This window comes from Sphingobacterium puteale (genome assembly GCF_003627955.1).
Lineage (GTDB): Bacteria > Bacteroidota > Bacteroidia > Sphingobacteriales > Sphingobacteriaceae > Sphingobacterium > Sphingobacterium puteale.
In genome coordinates this window covers 143,098-158,365 of sequence record NZ_RBWS01000005.1, presented here as the reverse complement: position 1 = coordinate 158,365, position 15,268 = coordinate 143,098, and the positions used below count along the sequence as shown (strand labels likewise).

Genomic DNA, 15,268 nt, shown 5'->3' with positions numbered 1-15,268 from the left:
CATCTATTGCGCTTATACAAGCTGCATCGGGAGACTGGTTTTTCACGACGGTTTTCAGGTCCTGGAAAAGGGATTTGTAGTTAGACCCAACGAGAGCCGTGCCGAGGAGAACATAGATCTCAGTCCGTTGTTGGACTGGAAACATTGAAATCACTTTACGTTACTTGAGTGAGAAATTGCTCAGAAATACAGAATCAATTAAACCAATCAATTTAAACGCGTATGAAAAACAAACTACTTGCGCAATGTGTAATGATGCCAGCATTACTGCTCACCACCTTTACTGCGGTAGCCCAGACCAGGGAGCTGAAAGGAAAGGTCGTGGATGAGCACCAAAGTCCCTTGACTGGCGCTACAATTAAAGTAAAAGGCAGTACCACAGCAACCACCACCGATGCTGAGGGTGCATTTTCACTGAATATACCCAATGATGCCAAATCGCTTGAGGTATCCTATATTGGCTATACATTGAAGGAAGTGCCTATTGCAGGTAATGATATGACTATTGCACTTGAACCGAGTTCCGATCAGGGGCTGGAGGAAGTGGTTGTCATTGGTTATGGTACTGCTCGGAAAAAAGACCTTACGGGCTCTATGGTCACCATTGGGGCAAAGAACTTCAACAAAGGTATTATGACCAGTCCCGATCAATTGATACAGGGAAAGACGCCCGGCGTAATGGTTATTAATAACACGGGACAGCCTGGGGGATCGACCACGGTCCGTATACGTGGTAACTCCTCCATCCGGGCGAGCAATAATCCCCTGTTTGTATTGGATGGGGTGCCGATGTCCGGTAACTCGCCATTACCGGAGGGAAGAGGCGGATTTTCTTCGGACAGAGGGAATCCATTGACCTATTTGAACCCGGGTGATATTGCGAGCATGGACATTTTGAAAGATGCTTCAGCAACGGCAATCTATGGATCACGTGGTGCAAACGGCGTTGTGATTATTACCACGAAGAAAGGCAAAGAAGGATCGCCAGAAGTCTCTGTGGGCGCTTCCGCTGGGGTGTCGACAATGCGTGAATACCCAGATGTATTGAATGCGTCGCGGTTTAGAGAGGCATTGAAATACTATACCCCAAACGAAGTGGATGATGCTGATTTTGGTGGCAATGAAGATGCGTTTAAAGCCATCACCAGAAAAGCCATCACACAGAATTATTATGCAGATGTGGCTGGAGGAACAGAATACGGAAAATATCGTCTTTCAGGTGGTTATTTAAATCAGAATGGTATTATCCGCGGTTCGCAACTCAAGAAATATACAGCCAACCTTAGTGGAAATTTTCGCTTTTTGGAGAACAAAAGACTGGGACTTGATTTTGGCCTATTTTTGACACAAATGGACAATAAATATGCACCGATCAATGCGACGGTAGGTTCAGAAGGTAACATTATTTCACAGGCTTTACAGTGGAATCCAACCCGTCCATTACGGGACGCGCAGGGCAATCTGACTTTTGTCAGTACAACCACCCGAAATCCATTGACCAGTATTGAAGCCTTTAAGGATTTAGCGACGACCAATACGCTCGTCATCAATTTGGCTCCATATTATAAAATTACTGATGATTTGGAATATCGTTTTATCTATAGCGCCATGCGTCAGACAGGTAATCGTCAGGGAATGTATCGTGCGGGACTGATCGAACCGTCCAATAACGAAGATGAGCAAGCATTTATCTCCAATAACGGCGAGACAAACTTACAGATGACGCATATGTTATCCTATAATAAACAGATCAACGAGGATTGGAGCGTCAATGCGGTTGCGGGCTATGAATATTTGGACTATAACTTTAATAATAATATTATGTTTGGACGCGGGTTCAAGTATATGGGATTGGATTATTTCGACTACATGCAATACAGTAAACCTGCAAATAGGGAAATAGCATCCTATCGAAGTCCAACCAATCAATTGCAGTCGCTATTTTTACGTGGAGGATTTAACTATTTGAACCGTTATCTATTGACAGCGACGGTAAGAAGGGATGGGTCGACAAAATTTGGTTCAAATAACAAATATGCCGTGTTCCCGTCACTTGCTGTTGCCTGGAATGTGGCGGAAGAAGATTTCTTAAAGTCAAGTGGTATTTTCGATCAGCTGAAAGTGAGGCTTGGCTGGGGTAAAACCGGAAACCAGGAATTCCCTTCCGGCGCTTCACGAGATCGACTTATTTTTAACAATCAGAGTATCAGTCAAGCGAATTACGGTAATCCGGATCTAAAATGGGAAACGTCAACCACAATCAATGCGGGGATAGATTTTGGCATCCTTGGTAACCGATTATATGGTTCTATTGATTATTTCAATAAAAAGACAACCGACGCTTTATTTGAACAGACACTTGCTCAACCAGCACCAGCCGGCCGTATCTGGGTAAATTTGGATGGTGAAATCGTTAATAAAGGTGTGGAAATCGCATTAACCGGTACGATAGTCAAAAATGACAACTGGACTTGGGATTTGACCGGTAACGCGACCTTTCTTAAAAATAGCGTCAGTGGACTTGTCGGTTACTACGAAACAGGTGCGTTAAGAGGGCAAGGTTTCTCCGGCGTATTGGGACAACGCATGGTGAATGGACAGCCATTGAACGTTTGGTATTTGGCCGACTACCAAGGGATAGATCCACAGACAGGAACAAGTATGTACCGGGGACTGGATGGTAGCATAAGTACCGAAAACGATCCGGCCGTCAATAAGTATTACATGAATAGCCCGAATCCGACAACCTTGTTGGGTATCTCTACGAATGTAAATTATAAGAAATTTTCGCTAGCGGCCAATATGAACGGTGCTTTTGGTCATTACTTATTTAACAATACCGCTGCTACAGGTTTGGGATTGACTAATCTGTCTTCACGAAACATTGGATCCAAATTTTTTGATACCTCGGTCAAAGAGTCTACCTCGAATTCGGCAGCACCGTCTTCACGTTTCTTGGAAAAAGGAGATTATTTAAAATTGGCCAACCTGACATTAAGCTACCGCGTAGGAAACGTGGGTAAAACATTGAAGAATTTAAATGTGTCACTAACCGGACAGAATCTTTTTATTATCACAAAATATACTGGATTTGATCCCGAAGTGAATACAGACGGTTCTACGAATGGAATCCCTTCTTTGGGTATTGAATATCTACCTTACCCGCCTGCGAGAAATATCTTATTGGGTGTTAATTTTTCACTTTAGAATAAGATATATTGTCATTGGATAAACAAAAATATGAGACAGATGAAATTAAGAACTTTATTATATATCGGATTGATAGCTTCGGTTGCGGCAAGTACATCATCTTGCACCAAACTGAAAGAAGAGTTTAAAGGCGAATTGGAGGAGGGAACTTCTGAAGTCGAGCCAGGCGGCTTATTGACTACTGCCTATATCTCACTGAATACCCCTTATCAACAGGAGCAGCGCTGGGTGATGCAAGAAATTTCAACCGATGCAGCGATGGCTCCTACAAGAGGGGGAGACTGGGATGATAATGGAATGCACCGTGCAATTCATTTACATACCTGGAATGCGGATAACGCTTACATGAATAATACTTTTGTAAGTCTGGGGACTGCGATTTATAACGCCAGTAATGTGTTGCGTTACAAACCTAATGCACAACAAACTGCTGAAGCAAAATTTATAAGAGCACTGGCAATGTTTGATTTGCTCGATCTTTACGGAGTCGTTCCTATTCGAGAAGGTGAAGCAATGGAGGATTTTAGGATCGCTCCAGAGGTTTTGCAACCACAGGCAGCCGTTGATTATATAGTCAAAGACCTGAATGACATTTTAAGCAGTCTTCCAACAGACGGGGCAGCTTATGTTGCCAATAGGAATGCAGCGAAAACTTTGCTGATGAAGATCTATTTGAATAAAGGTGCTTTTGTCAATAGACAGGCGCCTACATTTGCGGCTGAGGATATGAATAAAGTGATTACTTTGGCAAAGGAAATTACGATGTCTGCGCAGTATACTGTATCTGCCAAGGGAAAATATTTCGATAATTTTGCACCTGATAATGATGTGAAGTCGACCGAAAATATTTTTACGCTATTAAACAAGAATGGTGAAAGAGGCGGAAATGTGGATCGAACCTGGAATACAATAGCGCATTATAATATGAATCCAAGTGGTTGGAACGGTTGGTGTACGCTCTCGGACTATTATGACAAGTTTTCGGCATCTGATGAACGTCGAGGGATTTATTACGATTATGCAGCGGACACAACCTCCAATCGAAAAAAAGGTTTTGGTCGTCAGAACGTAGGCTTTTTTGCCGGACAACAATATAATTGGAGTACGAACAAGCCGTTAATGGCCCGCAACCCTTCAACAGCTCCGCTGTCATTTAGCAGAGAGGTTACCATCCGTACTTCTGGAGCAACGCTGGAGACAGCGGGAATCCGCCCCATGAAGTATGCATTTGATTATGCTGCTTCAGGACAGCGGAACAACGATTGGGTGGTGTTCCGATATTCGGACGTGCTACTGATGCAAGCAGAAGCGATTTTGAGAGGCGGTACAGGCGCGGCGGGTGAGGCGCTAGCTTTGGTCAATAGTATTCGGATAAACCGTGGTGTGACAAATTTAACCACCTTGACACTGGACAATTTATTGGATGAGCGTGCCAGGGAACTGTATTGGGAAGGCTGGCGGAGACAAGATTTGATCCGATTCGGCAAGTTCTTGCAAGCTTGGCAGGAAAAGGCTGCTGATCCGGATCCAAAAACATTGTTGTATCCTATCCCGAGCCAACAGATCGCGGTGAATCCTAACCTGAAACAAAATCCGGGGTATTGATCATTATACCAATAGCCGTACAGAGAAAATAGCTTGCAATAGCTGTTTTGAAGGTATTTAGACGATCTGGATTGTCCGGGTCATCTAAATACCTTTTTTCTTTTTAATCTTTTTCAGCTGCTCCTATAATTTACCTATGCCGGTCAGCTGTCAACCCTCAATTTTTTATGGTCCTAGGTCGTTCGGGCTTGTTGCTTATTGTCTTTAGATAGGTAGGTATCCAGAAGAGGCGATAGACAGTATTGCGGCGAATCAGTACAACATTTTCGAATAGGGTATGAAATAAAGACGAATATAATGTAAGGAAAGGCGGATATTAACTGGTTTACTTTAATTAGCGGAAAAGCTGTAAATTCAATCAATTATATTATTAATGAAATAAATGAGAGGTATGGTCTTTAGGCAGCTTTATTTGGTCTTATTGATCGTGGCATTTTGTCAATGTCATGGCAATAACGATACTATGGCGAATAATAGAAAATTTCAGGTAGAGGTGGATACAATGGAAAAGGTGCAATCTGTTACAGGACGCTTCAAATCGGATTATCGAGTTGTCCAATTGAGTTTTGCAATGGAACGGTTGCTATTTGTGCTTAATAAGGGGAATATTTACTTGCCAGAAAGTGGTTTTTTTCTGCAGTTGAATCAAGCTGATGCCAAACGTCTAGGAACGAAGGATATTTTATTGATTCCCCTTTTTCCAGATAGAGGGAACTTATTTTATAATTATGATCGAGATTTTACATTTGAAATAATTGCTGTGCCAGGAATCAAAGACTGTTATTACAGTAAGAATGCCTCATTTTTCAATGCACATAACAAGGACAAAATTGAACATAATCCTTATCCGGCGTCAATTTTTGACAGGTCAAATTTGACCGACACTATTGAATGGACAAAATTTATCGACGATCGGGATCTCCGGGATGTGCCCCGCTGGATAGAAAAACTAGATAGCAAACATAAGGTAATGGTACATTACGTGGGTTGTGCTAAAACGTCAGATGGTGGTGAAACAATACATGATTATCGGCCAACAGTGCTAGCTGATCTCGCAAAGGCAAGGTTAAGATATCTCAGCAACACAATGGAGCTGTTGGATGTACCGACGGAGGATGCTTCAAAACAGGTATGGCAGAACTGGTTGGATAGTGTCATCCGGATTGATCCGGGAGGACAACTCGCAAAAGGTGCCAAAAAGGTATGGACAAGAAAATTAGCAGAAAATACAAAAGCATTGTCTGCGCTGGATCAAACAAAGGGCAAAATCATTCGCTTACATCCACAGCCAGATTACCTTAATTTTAAAGATCAACAACTGTTGTCTATCAATCCTGCTGACAGTAGTATACAGGTCGGTAAAATTGCTTCTCCACAACAACCAAATGCAGCAGAATTCGTCGATTTTAGGGTTGAAAATGGAACGCTATTCAGCATCAATAAGCAATTCCGATGGGGGCAATACAGCGCGGAACCAAGCAATGAAAAGACTACATTTTATAAAGAACGGGCTTCCAAAAAGTTGTTGCCGATGGCAGGGGATATGATTATCGATCATACTTATATGACTCCGGAGCATAGTTATATCCTTTATCATAAGGACCGGACCGCGAATTATGAAATGTTATGTGTCAACAGTAAGACAGGGACAATAATAGCGCAAAAAACTGTAGACAAATTGTTGGCAGAAGCCCATATTGCCAAAGGGAAAATCGAGTATCTGCCCGCTGCAACAATGAATAGCACTTCCCCGGACTTTCCGTTGCTGTTTAAATTAAATGAGGTCATCTATCACCTATCGCTCAATGCTAAATTGGTCCCTGTCGAAACAGTGAAGTTGCCCGCTAATTTACCATGGTACCCCAGCTATCTATCTGCTGATAAACAGACGTTTTATTTTGATAAAGTCGATAATGAATTATACTTTTTTCCGATCGGTCAAAAAGAGTCCATTCCATCGATTAAACTAAAAGATCAGCTTTTTGATAGATATATCATGCTTCCAGATGGGGATAATTTTCGTTTTTTTTATGAATATGGAGACGCTTTTACACATGGAATAAAAACTATTTTGATAAATAGTTCCACATTTAAACAGGAAGGGGAAGCTGAAGTAATTTATGCATATGTACAACTGGAAAATGAATCAAGCGAAAATACACCAAATGATCTAAATGCTTTTAAAATCGGGGACAAATGGCTAGTGAGCTTTATGCTTGAGCAAGAATTGATGGTGATAGAGAAATAGTACAAAGTCGAATGATCACTTAACGTAAAATTTAGTACAGCATCTTGTTGCGGTTTTAGTTATTGATGGTCTCTTTGTTAATTAGATAAAATCCGAATTGTTAAAATAAAACCACTTTATTGAATAAAGTGGTTTTATTTTTTTTGTCGGGATGGCCGGATTTGAACCGACGACCTCCAGCACCCCATGCTGGCGCGATACCGGGCTACGCTACATCCCGAATTATTCCAATACGAATGTATAGGATGATCCTAAACTCGTTTTTTTAAGAATAATTTTTTGGTAGCGCTAAAATAATAATTATTGACAAAAAATAAAATCTAATTGAAAAAAAATGAGATGCCCGACTTTTTGACATCCCATTTTTTTAGACTTTATTCGTATTCTCCCTGCATGCTCTTTTCAAATATTCAATCGTCGGGGGAGGTATTTTTGTTTTTTGAATGAGCTATTGCTAGAATTTATAGCCGACCATAATGCCAACAGTTTTGTTCTTAGCGTCTAAAGTTTTGTCCACGCTTGTTAATCCATGACTGTAGTAAGCGTCTACGGTGAAGCGACTGACATCTATTCCAATTCCGGCTCTGCCGTCAAGAGAGAATTTCTTATAATCTGTAGCTGCACTGGATTTGACGGTTTTTAGATCATAGTTTAATTGTGGTCCTAATAAACCGTGAAGGCTAAAATCACCGTTTTCCAGTAATTTATAGCCGACTTGCAACGGAAGATTAACCTGGTAAAATTTAGGCGTCTTCTGTGTATTTTCAAACGAATATTCTTTACGCAGTAAACTGGCTCCAATGCCGGGTTGAAAGAAGAGGCGATCCCCGACACGTGCAAATGCTGCAACAGAAACGCCTACTTTCCCATTATTGTCCTTAACGGATTTATTTCCAAATGATGTCATGTGATAGTTGCTTCCAATTTGTATACCATAAGTCACCTCTTGTGCTTGTGTTGTACCTGTTACTCCCAATACTGTTAATGCCAATAAGGCTACTTTGAATGTTGTTTTCATCTTTAATACTAATTTTTGTGATCTATTCACTAATGTGCTTTTATGATATGACAACAAAAAATCAATGTACCCTTAGAAAAAAAACATTTTTCTATTTTTAGCTATTAACTTTAGTCCCAATTAGGAATTTAAGATCGCTTATAGCATCATTTCGCACGGAGGTTGTACATATTGAACGATGCTCTCCGGTATAAGACAGTGGTGTTAGCGCAGGATACCGGAAGATGACCTTAGATTTATGGAACGGGTGTAAGGGCTGCTAATTCACTAAACTAAGGCGGGCTTAGCATAAACAAGAAAAAAGTAAAAAATAAATAAGGGTAATGACCACTTGCGTTGTCTTAGTATAAAGTAGATTGTTTAATCAAATGGTAGATTTGGCCAATGTCGGAAAATAAAGAAAAGAATTTCGAGCAGCTTTTTCGAGCGCATTACAAGGAATTGCATCGTTATGCTTTTAGATACCTGGGTGATAGCGACGGAGCGGAGGAGGTTGTACAGCAAGTATTTCTGCGATTATGGGAAAAAGATTGGGAAGAACAGGTACACACTTCGCTGAAAGCTTATCTCTATCGTGCTATCTATAATGAAAGCATGAATGTCCTAAAGAAGGAACAACGTAAGCTCAAATATCAGTCTTACGAACAACATAGGCAGGATTGGGAGCCGGCTGTAGATGAGAGCAGCAAGGATCTGGATGATAAATTAAGGGTCGCCTTGGCCGAACTGCCTGAAAAAAGCAGGACTGTATTCGAATTGAGCCGTTTTCAGGAAATGAAATACAAGGATATTGCAACAACATTGGATCTGTCCATAAAAACAGTAGAAGGGCACATGAGCAAGGCTTTGCGTCACTTACGTGTCGAACTGATGGATTATTTGACATTGATTATTTTCTATCTGATCTATAGGTTATGAATAAGGAATTACTGGAAAGATATATCGTTGGGGAAACCAATGAAGTAGAGAATGCTTTAGTACAGCGCTGGTTGGAGGACAATCCTGACAACAGAGCAGAATACCTAAAAGTGAAAAATGTATTTCTATCTTATCTATACGCTATGAATAAGGAATTACTAGAAAGACATATGGTCGGGGAAACGAATGGAGCTGAGCGTATGATCGTAGAGGAATGGTTGAAAAAAGATGCTAATAATAGGGAGGCATATTTGCAAATGAAAAAGTTATGGGATAGCTTGCCTAAACCCCTGGAGGTTCCAGAAGTGGATGTGGATAAGGCTTGGATGGATTTTAAAATCGTTAGGGACAGAAGAGCATCGGAATCGACTGCAACCCCAAAAAGAAAAACAAAAGTGATTCAATGGAACTGGTGGGCCGCGGCGAGCATTTTGTTGGTCTGCATGGTAGGATTCTATGTGTTTGATCGTTCGCAGCGGGAGGAAATGCACCTTGTGAGCCAAGAAGCCGTACGTCAGGATGCATTGCCTGACGGATCTATAGTCACGCTCAATAAGAATACTGAACTAGCCTATTCCAGCACATGGAGTAATAAAAACAGAAATGTGGAATTAAAAAAAGGAGAGGTGTTTTTTCGGGTGGAAAAAGATAAAAAACATCCCTTTGTAATTGCGACAGGCAATACGCATATAACGGTACTGGGAACCAGTTTTAATGTGCGTCGCATTTCCAATGCAACGGAGGTTATCGTCGCCACGGGATTGGTCAAAGTGGCCTATGCAGATAAAGAGATTTTCTTACGGCCAGATCAGATGCTGACGATTAGAGATACAGATACCATGAAAGTTGAAAAGAGGCCTGTTCAGGATAAATTCTATAAATATTATGTAGACCGTGAGTTTAATTTTGAAAATACACCTTTAAAAAGGGTTACTGAGGTGCTTAATCGAGCATACGACTATAAGGTTATGCTAGATGATCCTGCTCTTGAAAAAATACCATATACTGCCGAATTTAAACAAAATAGCTTGGCAGAAATACTCAAGGTGATGGCAAAAAGCCTAGACTTAAAGGTCGAAGTGCGGGATAAAGAAATTCACTTAACAAGATAATCAAAAACGATAACATGTTTTCGAAACAAAATTGTACAGATAGTAGCATGATACTATTTTTTATAAAGCGAATCAGGTTTTATATCCTTTTCTCTCTGCTATGCTCCTTTCGTTTGGGGCTAGCACAGCAAAAGCTCGCTGCAGAAATTCAAATGCCCGCTTTCTCAAAAACTACCGTCGGCGAAGTCTTTCAGCTATTAAAAGATCGGCAGGATGTGCTCTTTTCCTTTAATGGAAATATCTTACAGATGGATAGTGTCATCTATCCCAGGGCCTATAGGGGAAATTTATACGATTATCTCGATGGGATTTTGGGTAAGGAATATAGCTTTAAGGAATTAGGTAAACATATTATCGTTCAATATACGCCGCAACGGATGTCGGTTGATTTTGAAGTACAGACCCCAAGGAAAGATAAGGTTGTGATCACGGGGTATATTAAAAATATCCGAACCAATAACCCGATTTCCAATGCCAGTATTTTTGACAGAAGTGCTTTGCTATCTACATTGACAGATAAGAATGGTTATTTTGAATTGGATGTTAAGAAAAAAAGTAATCTGATCGCCGTTAATGTGAGCAAGGAGATGTTTCGGGATACCAGTGTAATGGTTATTTTCCCTATTGAAGCACAGATAGGTGACAAAAAGAAACGTGAGTATGGTTATTTTGAAGGCTATGAGGAGGATCATGGTCTTTATAGATCGTTTTTTGGAAGAGTCTTTTTGTCGCCTGCCCAACGGATTCAGAGCATGAACCTCGGCGGGATGTTTCTATATAGCCCGTATCAAATATCTATGACGCCGGGATTAAGCTCACATGGTTTTATTCGGTCACAGATTGTCAATAAATTTTCATTAAATATCATCGGCGGCGCAACCGCTGGAGTGAGTGGCGTAGAGCTCGGAGGCGTATTCAATATCAACCAATATAATATGCACGGGTTCCAGGTGGCGGGGGTATTTAATACTGTCGGCGGGAATGTTGGTGGTGTGCAGTTAGCGGGGGTAGGTAATCGGGTTTTTGGAACCGTTAAAGGTGTCCAGATTGGCGGGGTATTGAATAAAGTTGACACCGTACGGGGCGTACAGATCGCTGGTGTTGCTAATACCGCAAAGGAAGCTGCGGGAACAACCCAATTAGCAGGTGTATTAAACAATAGCAGCGGAGAAGTGGGCATCCAAATAGCGGGTATTGCAAATAAGGCAAAAAAAGTAAAGGGATTTCAACTGGCTGGAATTGTTAATATTGCTGATAGTAGTGATTACCCGATCGGTCTATTAAATCTAATCAAAAACGGAGAAAAAAGTCTTTCGTTGGCAATAGACGAGAATCGGTACCTTGGACTGCAGTTTCGTTCCGGAGGCAGGGTACTTTATAGTGTGTTATCAGTCGGTGCAGCTCTTGTTGATGATGGACCTTCTAAATATACTTTTGAAGCAGGTTTAGGGGCAGTTCTGCTGAACACTGCTAAGTTTGCGCTTCGCACGGAAATTACGACACGTAATCATCTGACTGATAAATTTAAATTGTTGGATAATCATCAGTCTTCTTTCCGTATTATACCAGCCTATAAATTAACTGAAGTCCTGTCCATTTTTGTGGCACCAAGTTTCAACTATGCTGAACGGGATGAAGACACGATTTCTGGGACCGGCACCCGTTGGAAAACTTGGGGAAGAGACCGCAGCAGAAATACGTTCTACGGTGGCGGTATCGCCGGGCTCATGTTAAAATTATAATTTAATTAAAACTATTTTGGGTATACAAGTGTTATACAGATAGCTTTTAAACATTTAACATTTTACATAAGCGCCTTTGTTGGTACAACAAAGGCGCTTGTGCTTTAACAGATATATAGTCTATACACGCTTTAACTAGCCAACAACAGTAGCTGTTTTCAATACATTCCGGTATGGATAAGTATGAAAAATATGTCTTCGTGCAAATCGTCCCAATGAATCAGCATTGACAAATTTTACATAATCATTTCGTTGGACGCCAAAGTATTCATATTGACTGCCATCTTGGAAGGTGATTGTCAATATTTGGGCTTTCCAGTCGATATCCTGAATAACCGAATTCGTAATAGTTTCTGTATAGATCGGTAATTGTTGTTCAATAGTTTCCGGGCAGATACTTACCAAAAAATGATAAGCTTCAATCATTTTTACACTCTTCTCTTCGGCAGCCAAACGACCTTCTTCGTCATTGACAAATTTATCCGGATGACATTCTTTCATAATCGTCCGATAGGTGGATTTGAGCGTCTTGAGATCCGCTGATTTATCCACATTTAACAACTTTCGGTAGTCGGCAATTTTTTTCATGGCGGCAAAGATATGCTTAATAATCAGATTATTTGTATTATCAGGGAAATAAGATTATTTTTTACCCAGGGTTTTGACATAGAGCCGTTCAACCTTTTCACGCGCCCAAGGTGTTTTCCGTAGAAAAGTTAACGAGGATTTTATGCTCGGGTTTTCATTGAAGCAACGGATGGCTATCCTTTGTCCCAGTTCTTCCCATCCATAATACTCCACTAAATACTCGATGATTGTATCCAACCGTTTTCCGTGTAATGGATTATTGACTTGTTCTTGCATATTGTAAAGTTAGCAATCTTTGTATACTTTAACGGACTTTTTATCGTGTTGCTGTCGCAACACGATAGGTCCGACTTCTTTTAATTAGGCATTCTTGAGCTGCTCCGCTAGCGCGTCAAGCTGTTGATCGAGTTTTTCATCCCAGATATTTCCCGCAGCATCAAGTTTGCCCTTTATTCCTTGGACAAGCAGGTTTTTTTCAGCGTCAAGCTGAGCTCCAAGCCCCTGCATGATGCGTTGCAATTCGACATGGCTCGTCTCTCCTTGCGCTGACGCTGTAATAATGCTGACTGGCTTGTCGGTAAAAATAGTCGTCGCAGCGCACCATTCGAGCAGGTTTTTCAGTCCACTGGGGATACTGAAAATGTATTCTGGGCTACTGATCAATACCAGGTCGGCATCCTGAATGACCTGACGTAGGGCAATGATCTCTATGGGTGGACGGGAGCTGCTTTCCTCTGGGTCGAAATGGGGTAATTCTTTTAAACGGTCAAAGAGAACAAGATTGACTTCCGGACTAACCTTATGTTGAAGATGCCGCACGAGCTGGTGATTGGACGAATGTTCGCTTGCACTACCTATTATCGCGAAGATGGTTTTCATTGAATATATTTACTTTTTGGACGCCAAGGCCCTGATTGTTTAATGTATAATTTTCAGTACTGGAGCTCAGTTGCGCCTATAAGATTTTGAAACTGCTAATTTACGATTATAGATCCACACGATTGACATAGTTTTTAGCCTGAATGTAATTTTTTCGTTCCAGAAAAAATAGTAGTATTGTAGGATAAAGCGTGAAAAGATGACTAGTATTGAAACTGTTTTGATGTCCCTTTAACAGAATCTCACAGATAATCATTACTAAAACTAACAAAAATAAATTGAGTATGATAATGACTTTTAAGTCCCTTCTTCTGGAAAATTGATAGTGGATAAAACTGGGATAATCTATGGTCATAAAAGCAAGCTGGGCGAGCAGAAAGGTTATTATTCCAATAAGAAAAAAGACACCTTGATGAGCATAAGATTGCATGATTAGCGTTTCTAAAGTAATGAAATCTCGCCGGAAATAGAAAAAACAAATAAAGCCAAGTAAGATAAAAAGGAATAATTTGTACCCTTTTTTTTCGAGCTGGATCAGATTGGTCAGTTTATTTAGTGTGTCAAATAATTTGCAGATAATTGCTGTAACAACAAGACAAATAATACTGTTGATCTGGAATGTGCCGAAAAGACCAATGATGTCATCATCTTGATCTGTCTGCAAATACGCTTTTCGAATCAGGAGAAAGAGACAAAAAACAACGTTATAAATCGTCGCATAAAAGGAGATACACTGTAATAATAAAAGCTGTCGTTCTTTCTTGTGGCGTTCATCTGGAATTTCCGTCATTTCGACAGCAGAGATATCGGCAGGGGCGGCTGGATCGGGCTGTCGTGAACCTTGGTCTTGGTCTGTTTTATTTATGCACCGTGAAGATATTGTTTGGAACTTGGAAAGAGCTGCTGGTTGCTCAGCGTCTTTCGGATTCTGCGAAACCACCCTGTTTTCATCAGCTTTGGGATCAACAATTTCGGCTTCTATGATCTCTTCTTTTTCGGAACGAAATTTTTGCGGTGTAAAATAGATGATAGCCTTACGGAGCAAGAAGACTATAATACCGATCCATACCAATGCAAAAACAGTGATAAATACCCATTTTATCATCAATAAACGAATGCATAGATAAAGAATCGGTGTGATTAAGTAGGCTAGTATACTTTTTGGTCGCATCTTTCGATGATCGCGAAGCCACTTCAACACATAGAAGTTCAATGCAATACAGATAAATAAGGTAATTATAATTTCAGACCACATACCGATAACTATACCTAAAGATAAAAACTTTTTCCTTTTACGGATTAAGTTTATACTTTTGGAAATAAGGACTTATATTAGCTTTAATACGGATTATATGCTTTGTTATGAGAAATAAAATGGGGTACCGCCTGTTGTGGGAGCGTATTCGTACAGGTGACGAGGCAGCGTTTTTTGATCTGTATGGAGCACTCTATCAGGAGCTCGTTAATTTTGGGATCCGTACCTGTGGTGATAGCGATCTGGCAAGTGAAGCGACCGATCAGGTTTTCGTTAAGATCTGGGAAACAAGAGCACAGCTTGATCGCGTTGAAAATGTACAGTCCTATCTTATTACCTTTCTAAAAAGGCGTATGCTGCGACTGATCGAAAAGCAGCATAAAATTAATACAGCACTTCAAAACGTCAAGGCGGAGGATGAATGGATCGAGATGCCTTACGAAGAGTTTGTCATCAAAGTACAAACCAATGAAATTATTCAGATTCGCTTAAAGGAAGCCTTGGAGAAATTATCGTTTCGCCAGAAACAATTGGTCAACCTGAAGTTTTTTGAAGGCTATTCTTACGAAAAGATCTCGGAAATCACACAGATGTCTGTTAAGACCGCTTACAATACACTTTATGATGCATTGAAAATCTTGCGGGAGGAACTAAAGGATATTTAGTGATTTTATCAGTAATCAGGCTATACCG

At 40.6% G+C, this 15,268-nt stretch carries 12 protein-coding genes and 1 tRNA gene; 7 read left to right on the top strand and 6 right to left on the bottom strand.

Annotated elements, in window-relative coordinates:
* Nucleotides 1–222 precede the first annotated feature (222 nt).
* From D7322_RS06280 to D7322_RS06270, 3 genes are all read left to right on the top strand, one after another.
* Nucleotides 223–3,207, top strand: coding sequence for a SusC/RagA family TonB-linked outer membrane protein (locus tag D7322_RS06280; protein WP_121122364.1), 2,985 nt, complete (start codon nucleotides 223–225; stop codon nucleotides 3,205–3,207).
* Nucleotides 3,208–3,249: 42 nt separating this feature from the next.
* Nucleotides 3,250–4,815 (top strand): RagB/SusD family nutrient uptake outer membrane protein, encoded by a 1,566-nt coding sequence (locus tag D7322_RS06275; protein WP_121122362.1) that lies wholly within the window; start codon nucleotides 3,250–3,252, stop codon nucleotides 4,813–4,815.
* Between the two features lie 463 nt (nucleotides 4,816–5,278).
* Nucleotides 5,279–7,063: a hypothetical protein gene (locus tag D7322_RS06270; RefSeq protein ID WP_121122360.1), complete on the top strand. Its 1,785-nt coding sequence runs from the start codon at nucleotides 5,279–5,281 to the stop codon at nucleotides 7,061–7,063.
* A gap of 146 nt (nucleotides 7,064–7,209) precedes the next feature.
* Here D7322_RS06270 and D7322_RS06265 read toward each other — a convergent pair.
* Both D7322_RS06265 and D7322_RS06260 read right to left on the bottom strand, forming a co-directional pair.
* Nucleotides 7,210–7,283: transfer RNA gene (locus tag D7322_RS06265), tRNA-Pro, on the bottom strand.
* A gap of 234 nt (nucleotides 7,284–7,517) precedes the next feature.
* Complete coding sequence (locus D7322_RS06260) at nucleotides 7,518–8,081, bottom strand: porin family protein (RefSeq protein ID WP_121122358.1); 564 nt, start codon at nucleotides 8,079–8,081, stop codon at nucleotides 7,518–7,520.
* Nucleotides 8,082–8,465: 384 nt separating this feature from the next.
* On the opposite strand from D7322_RS06260, the gene D7322_RS06255 reads away from it, so the two are divergent.
* Genes D7322_RS06255 through D7322_RS06245 form a run of 3 tightly spaced genes read left to right on the top strand, consistent with a single transcriptional unit; the run spans nucleotide 8,466 to nucleotide 11,853 of the window.
* Complete coding sequence (locus tag D7322_RS06255; protein ID WP_121122356.1) at nucleotides 8,466–8,999, top strand: RNA polymerase sigma-70 factor; 534 nt, start codon at nucleotides 8,466–8,468, stop codon at nucleotides 8,997–8,999.
* Nucleotides 8,996–10,111 (top strand): FecR family protein, encoded by a 1,116-nt coding sequence (locus D7322_RS06250; RefSeq protein WP_121122354.1) that lies wholly within the window; start codon nucleotides 8,996–8,998, stop codon nucleotides 10,109–10,111. Before D7322_RS06255 ends, D7322_RS06250 begins: the two co-directional genes overlap by 4 nt.
* 47 nt (nucleotides 10,112–10,158) lie before the next feature.
* Nucleotides 10,159–11,853 (top strand): peptidase associated/transthyretin-like domain-containing protein, encoded by a 1,695-nt coding sequence (locus tag D7322_RS06245; protein ID WP_121122352.1) that lies wholly within the window; start codon nucleotides 10,159–10,161, stop codon nucleotides 11,851–11,853.
* A 135-nt stretch (nucleotides 11,854–11,988) separates the two neighbouring features.
* On the opposite strand, the gene D7322_RS06240 is transcribed toward D7322_RS06245, so the two are convergent.
* From D7322_RS06240 to D7322_RS06225, 4 genes are all read right to left on the bottom strand, one after another.
* A complete protein-coding gene (locus D7322_RS06240) occupies nucleotides 11,989–12,441 on the bottom strand; it encodes a KTSC domain-containing protein (protein WP_121122349.1) in 453 nt (150 codons plus the stop codon).
* A 54-nt stretch (nucleotides 12,442–12,495) separates the two neighbouring features.
* Complete coding sequence (locus D7322_RS06235) at nucleotides 12,496–12,717, bottom strand: VF530 family protein (protein ID WP_121122347.1); 222 nt, start codon at nucleotides 12,715–12,717, stop codon at nucleotides 12,496–12,498.
* A gap of 84 nt (nucleotides 12,718–12,801) precedes the next feature.
* Nucleotides 12,802–13,320: an NADPH-dependent FMN reductase gene (locus D7322_RS06230; RefSeq protein WP_121122345.1), complete on the bottom strand. Its 519-nt coding sequence runs from the start codon at nucleotides 13,318–13,320 to the stop codon at nucleotides 12,802–12,804.
* A gap of 106 nt (nucleotides 13,321–13,426) precedes the next feature.
* Nucleotides 13,427–14,575, bottom strand: coding sequence for a hypothetical protein (locus D7322_RS06225; RefSeq protein ID WP_147430302.1), 1,149 nt, complete (start codon nucleotides 14,573–14,575; stop codon nucleotides 13,427–13,429).
* A 107-nt stretch (nucleotides 14,576–14,682) separates the two neighbouring features.
* Between D7322_RS06225 and D7322_RS06220 the strand changes: the two genes are divergently transcribed.
* Entirely contained in the window at nucleotides 14,683–15,240 is a 558-nt protein-coding gene (locus D7322_RS06220; RefSeq protein WP_121122341.1) for an RNA polymerase sigma factor, read from the top strand.
* The last annotated feature ends 28 nt before the right edge of the window (nucleotides 15,241–15,268 follow it).

Excerpts from the sequence above, each read along its gene's own strand:
- D7322_RS06240 (WP_121122349.1), bottom strand. The coding sequence starts at position 12,441 with ATGAAAAAAATTGCCGACTACCGAAAGTTGTTAAATGTGGATAAATCA.
- D7322_RS06235 (WP_121122347.1), bottom strand. The coding sequence starts at position 12,717 with ATGCAAGAACAAGTCAATAATCCATTACACGGAAAACGGTTGGATACA.
- D7322_RS06260 (WP_121122358.1), bottom strand. The coding sequence starts at position 8,081 with ATGAAAACAACATTCAAAGTAGCCTTATTGGCATTAACAGTATTGGGA.
- D7322_RS06245 (WP_121122352.1), top strand. The coding sequence starts at position 10,159 with ATGATACTATTTTTTATAAAGCGAATCAGGTTTTATATCCTTTTCTCT.
- D7322_RS06230 (WP_121122345.1), bottom strand. The coding sequence starts at position 13,320 with ATGAAAACCATCTTCGCGATAATAGGTAGTGCAAGCGAACATTCGTCC.
- D7322_RS06270 (WP_121122360.1), top strand. The coding sequence starts at position 5,279 with ATGGCGAATAATAGAAAATTTCAGGTAGAGGTGGATACAATGGAAAAG.
- D7322_RS06275 (WP_121122362.1), top strand. The coding sequence starts at position 3,250 with ATGAAATTAAGAACTTTATTATATATCGGATTGATAGCTTCGGTTGCG.
- D7322_RS06255 (WP_121122356.1), top strand. The coding sequence starts at position 8,466 with ATGTCGGAAAATAAAGAAAAGAATTTCGAGCAGCTTTTTCGAGCGCAT.
- D7322_RS06280 (WP_121122364.1), top strand. The coding sequence starts at position 223 with ATGAAAAACAAACTACTTGCGCAATGTGTAATGATGCCAGCATTACTG.
- D7322_RS06220 (WP_121122341.1), top strand. The coding sequence starts at position 14,683 with ATGAGAAATAAAATGGGGTACCGCCTGTTGTGGGAGCGTATTCGTACA.
- D7322_RS06250 (WP_121122354.1), top strand. The coding sequence starts at position 8,996 with ATGAATAAGGAATTACTGGAAAGATATATCGTTGGGGAAACCAATGAA.
- D7322_RS06225 (WP_147430302.1), bottom strand. The coding sequence starts at position 14,575 with ATGTGGTCTGAAATTATAATTACCTTATTTATCTGTATTGCATTGAAC.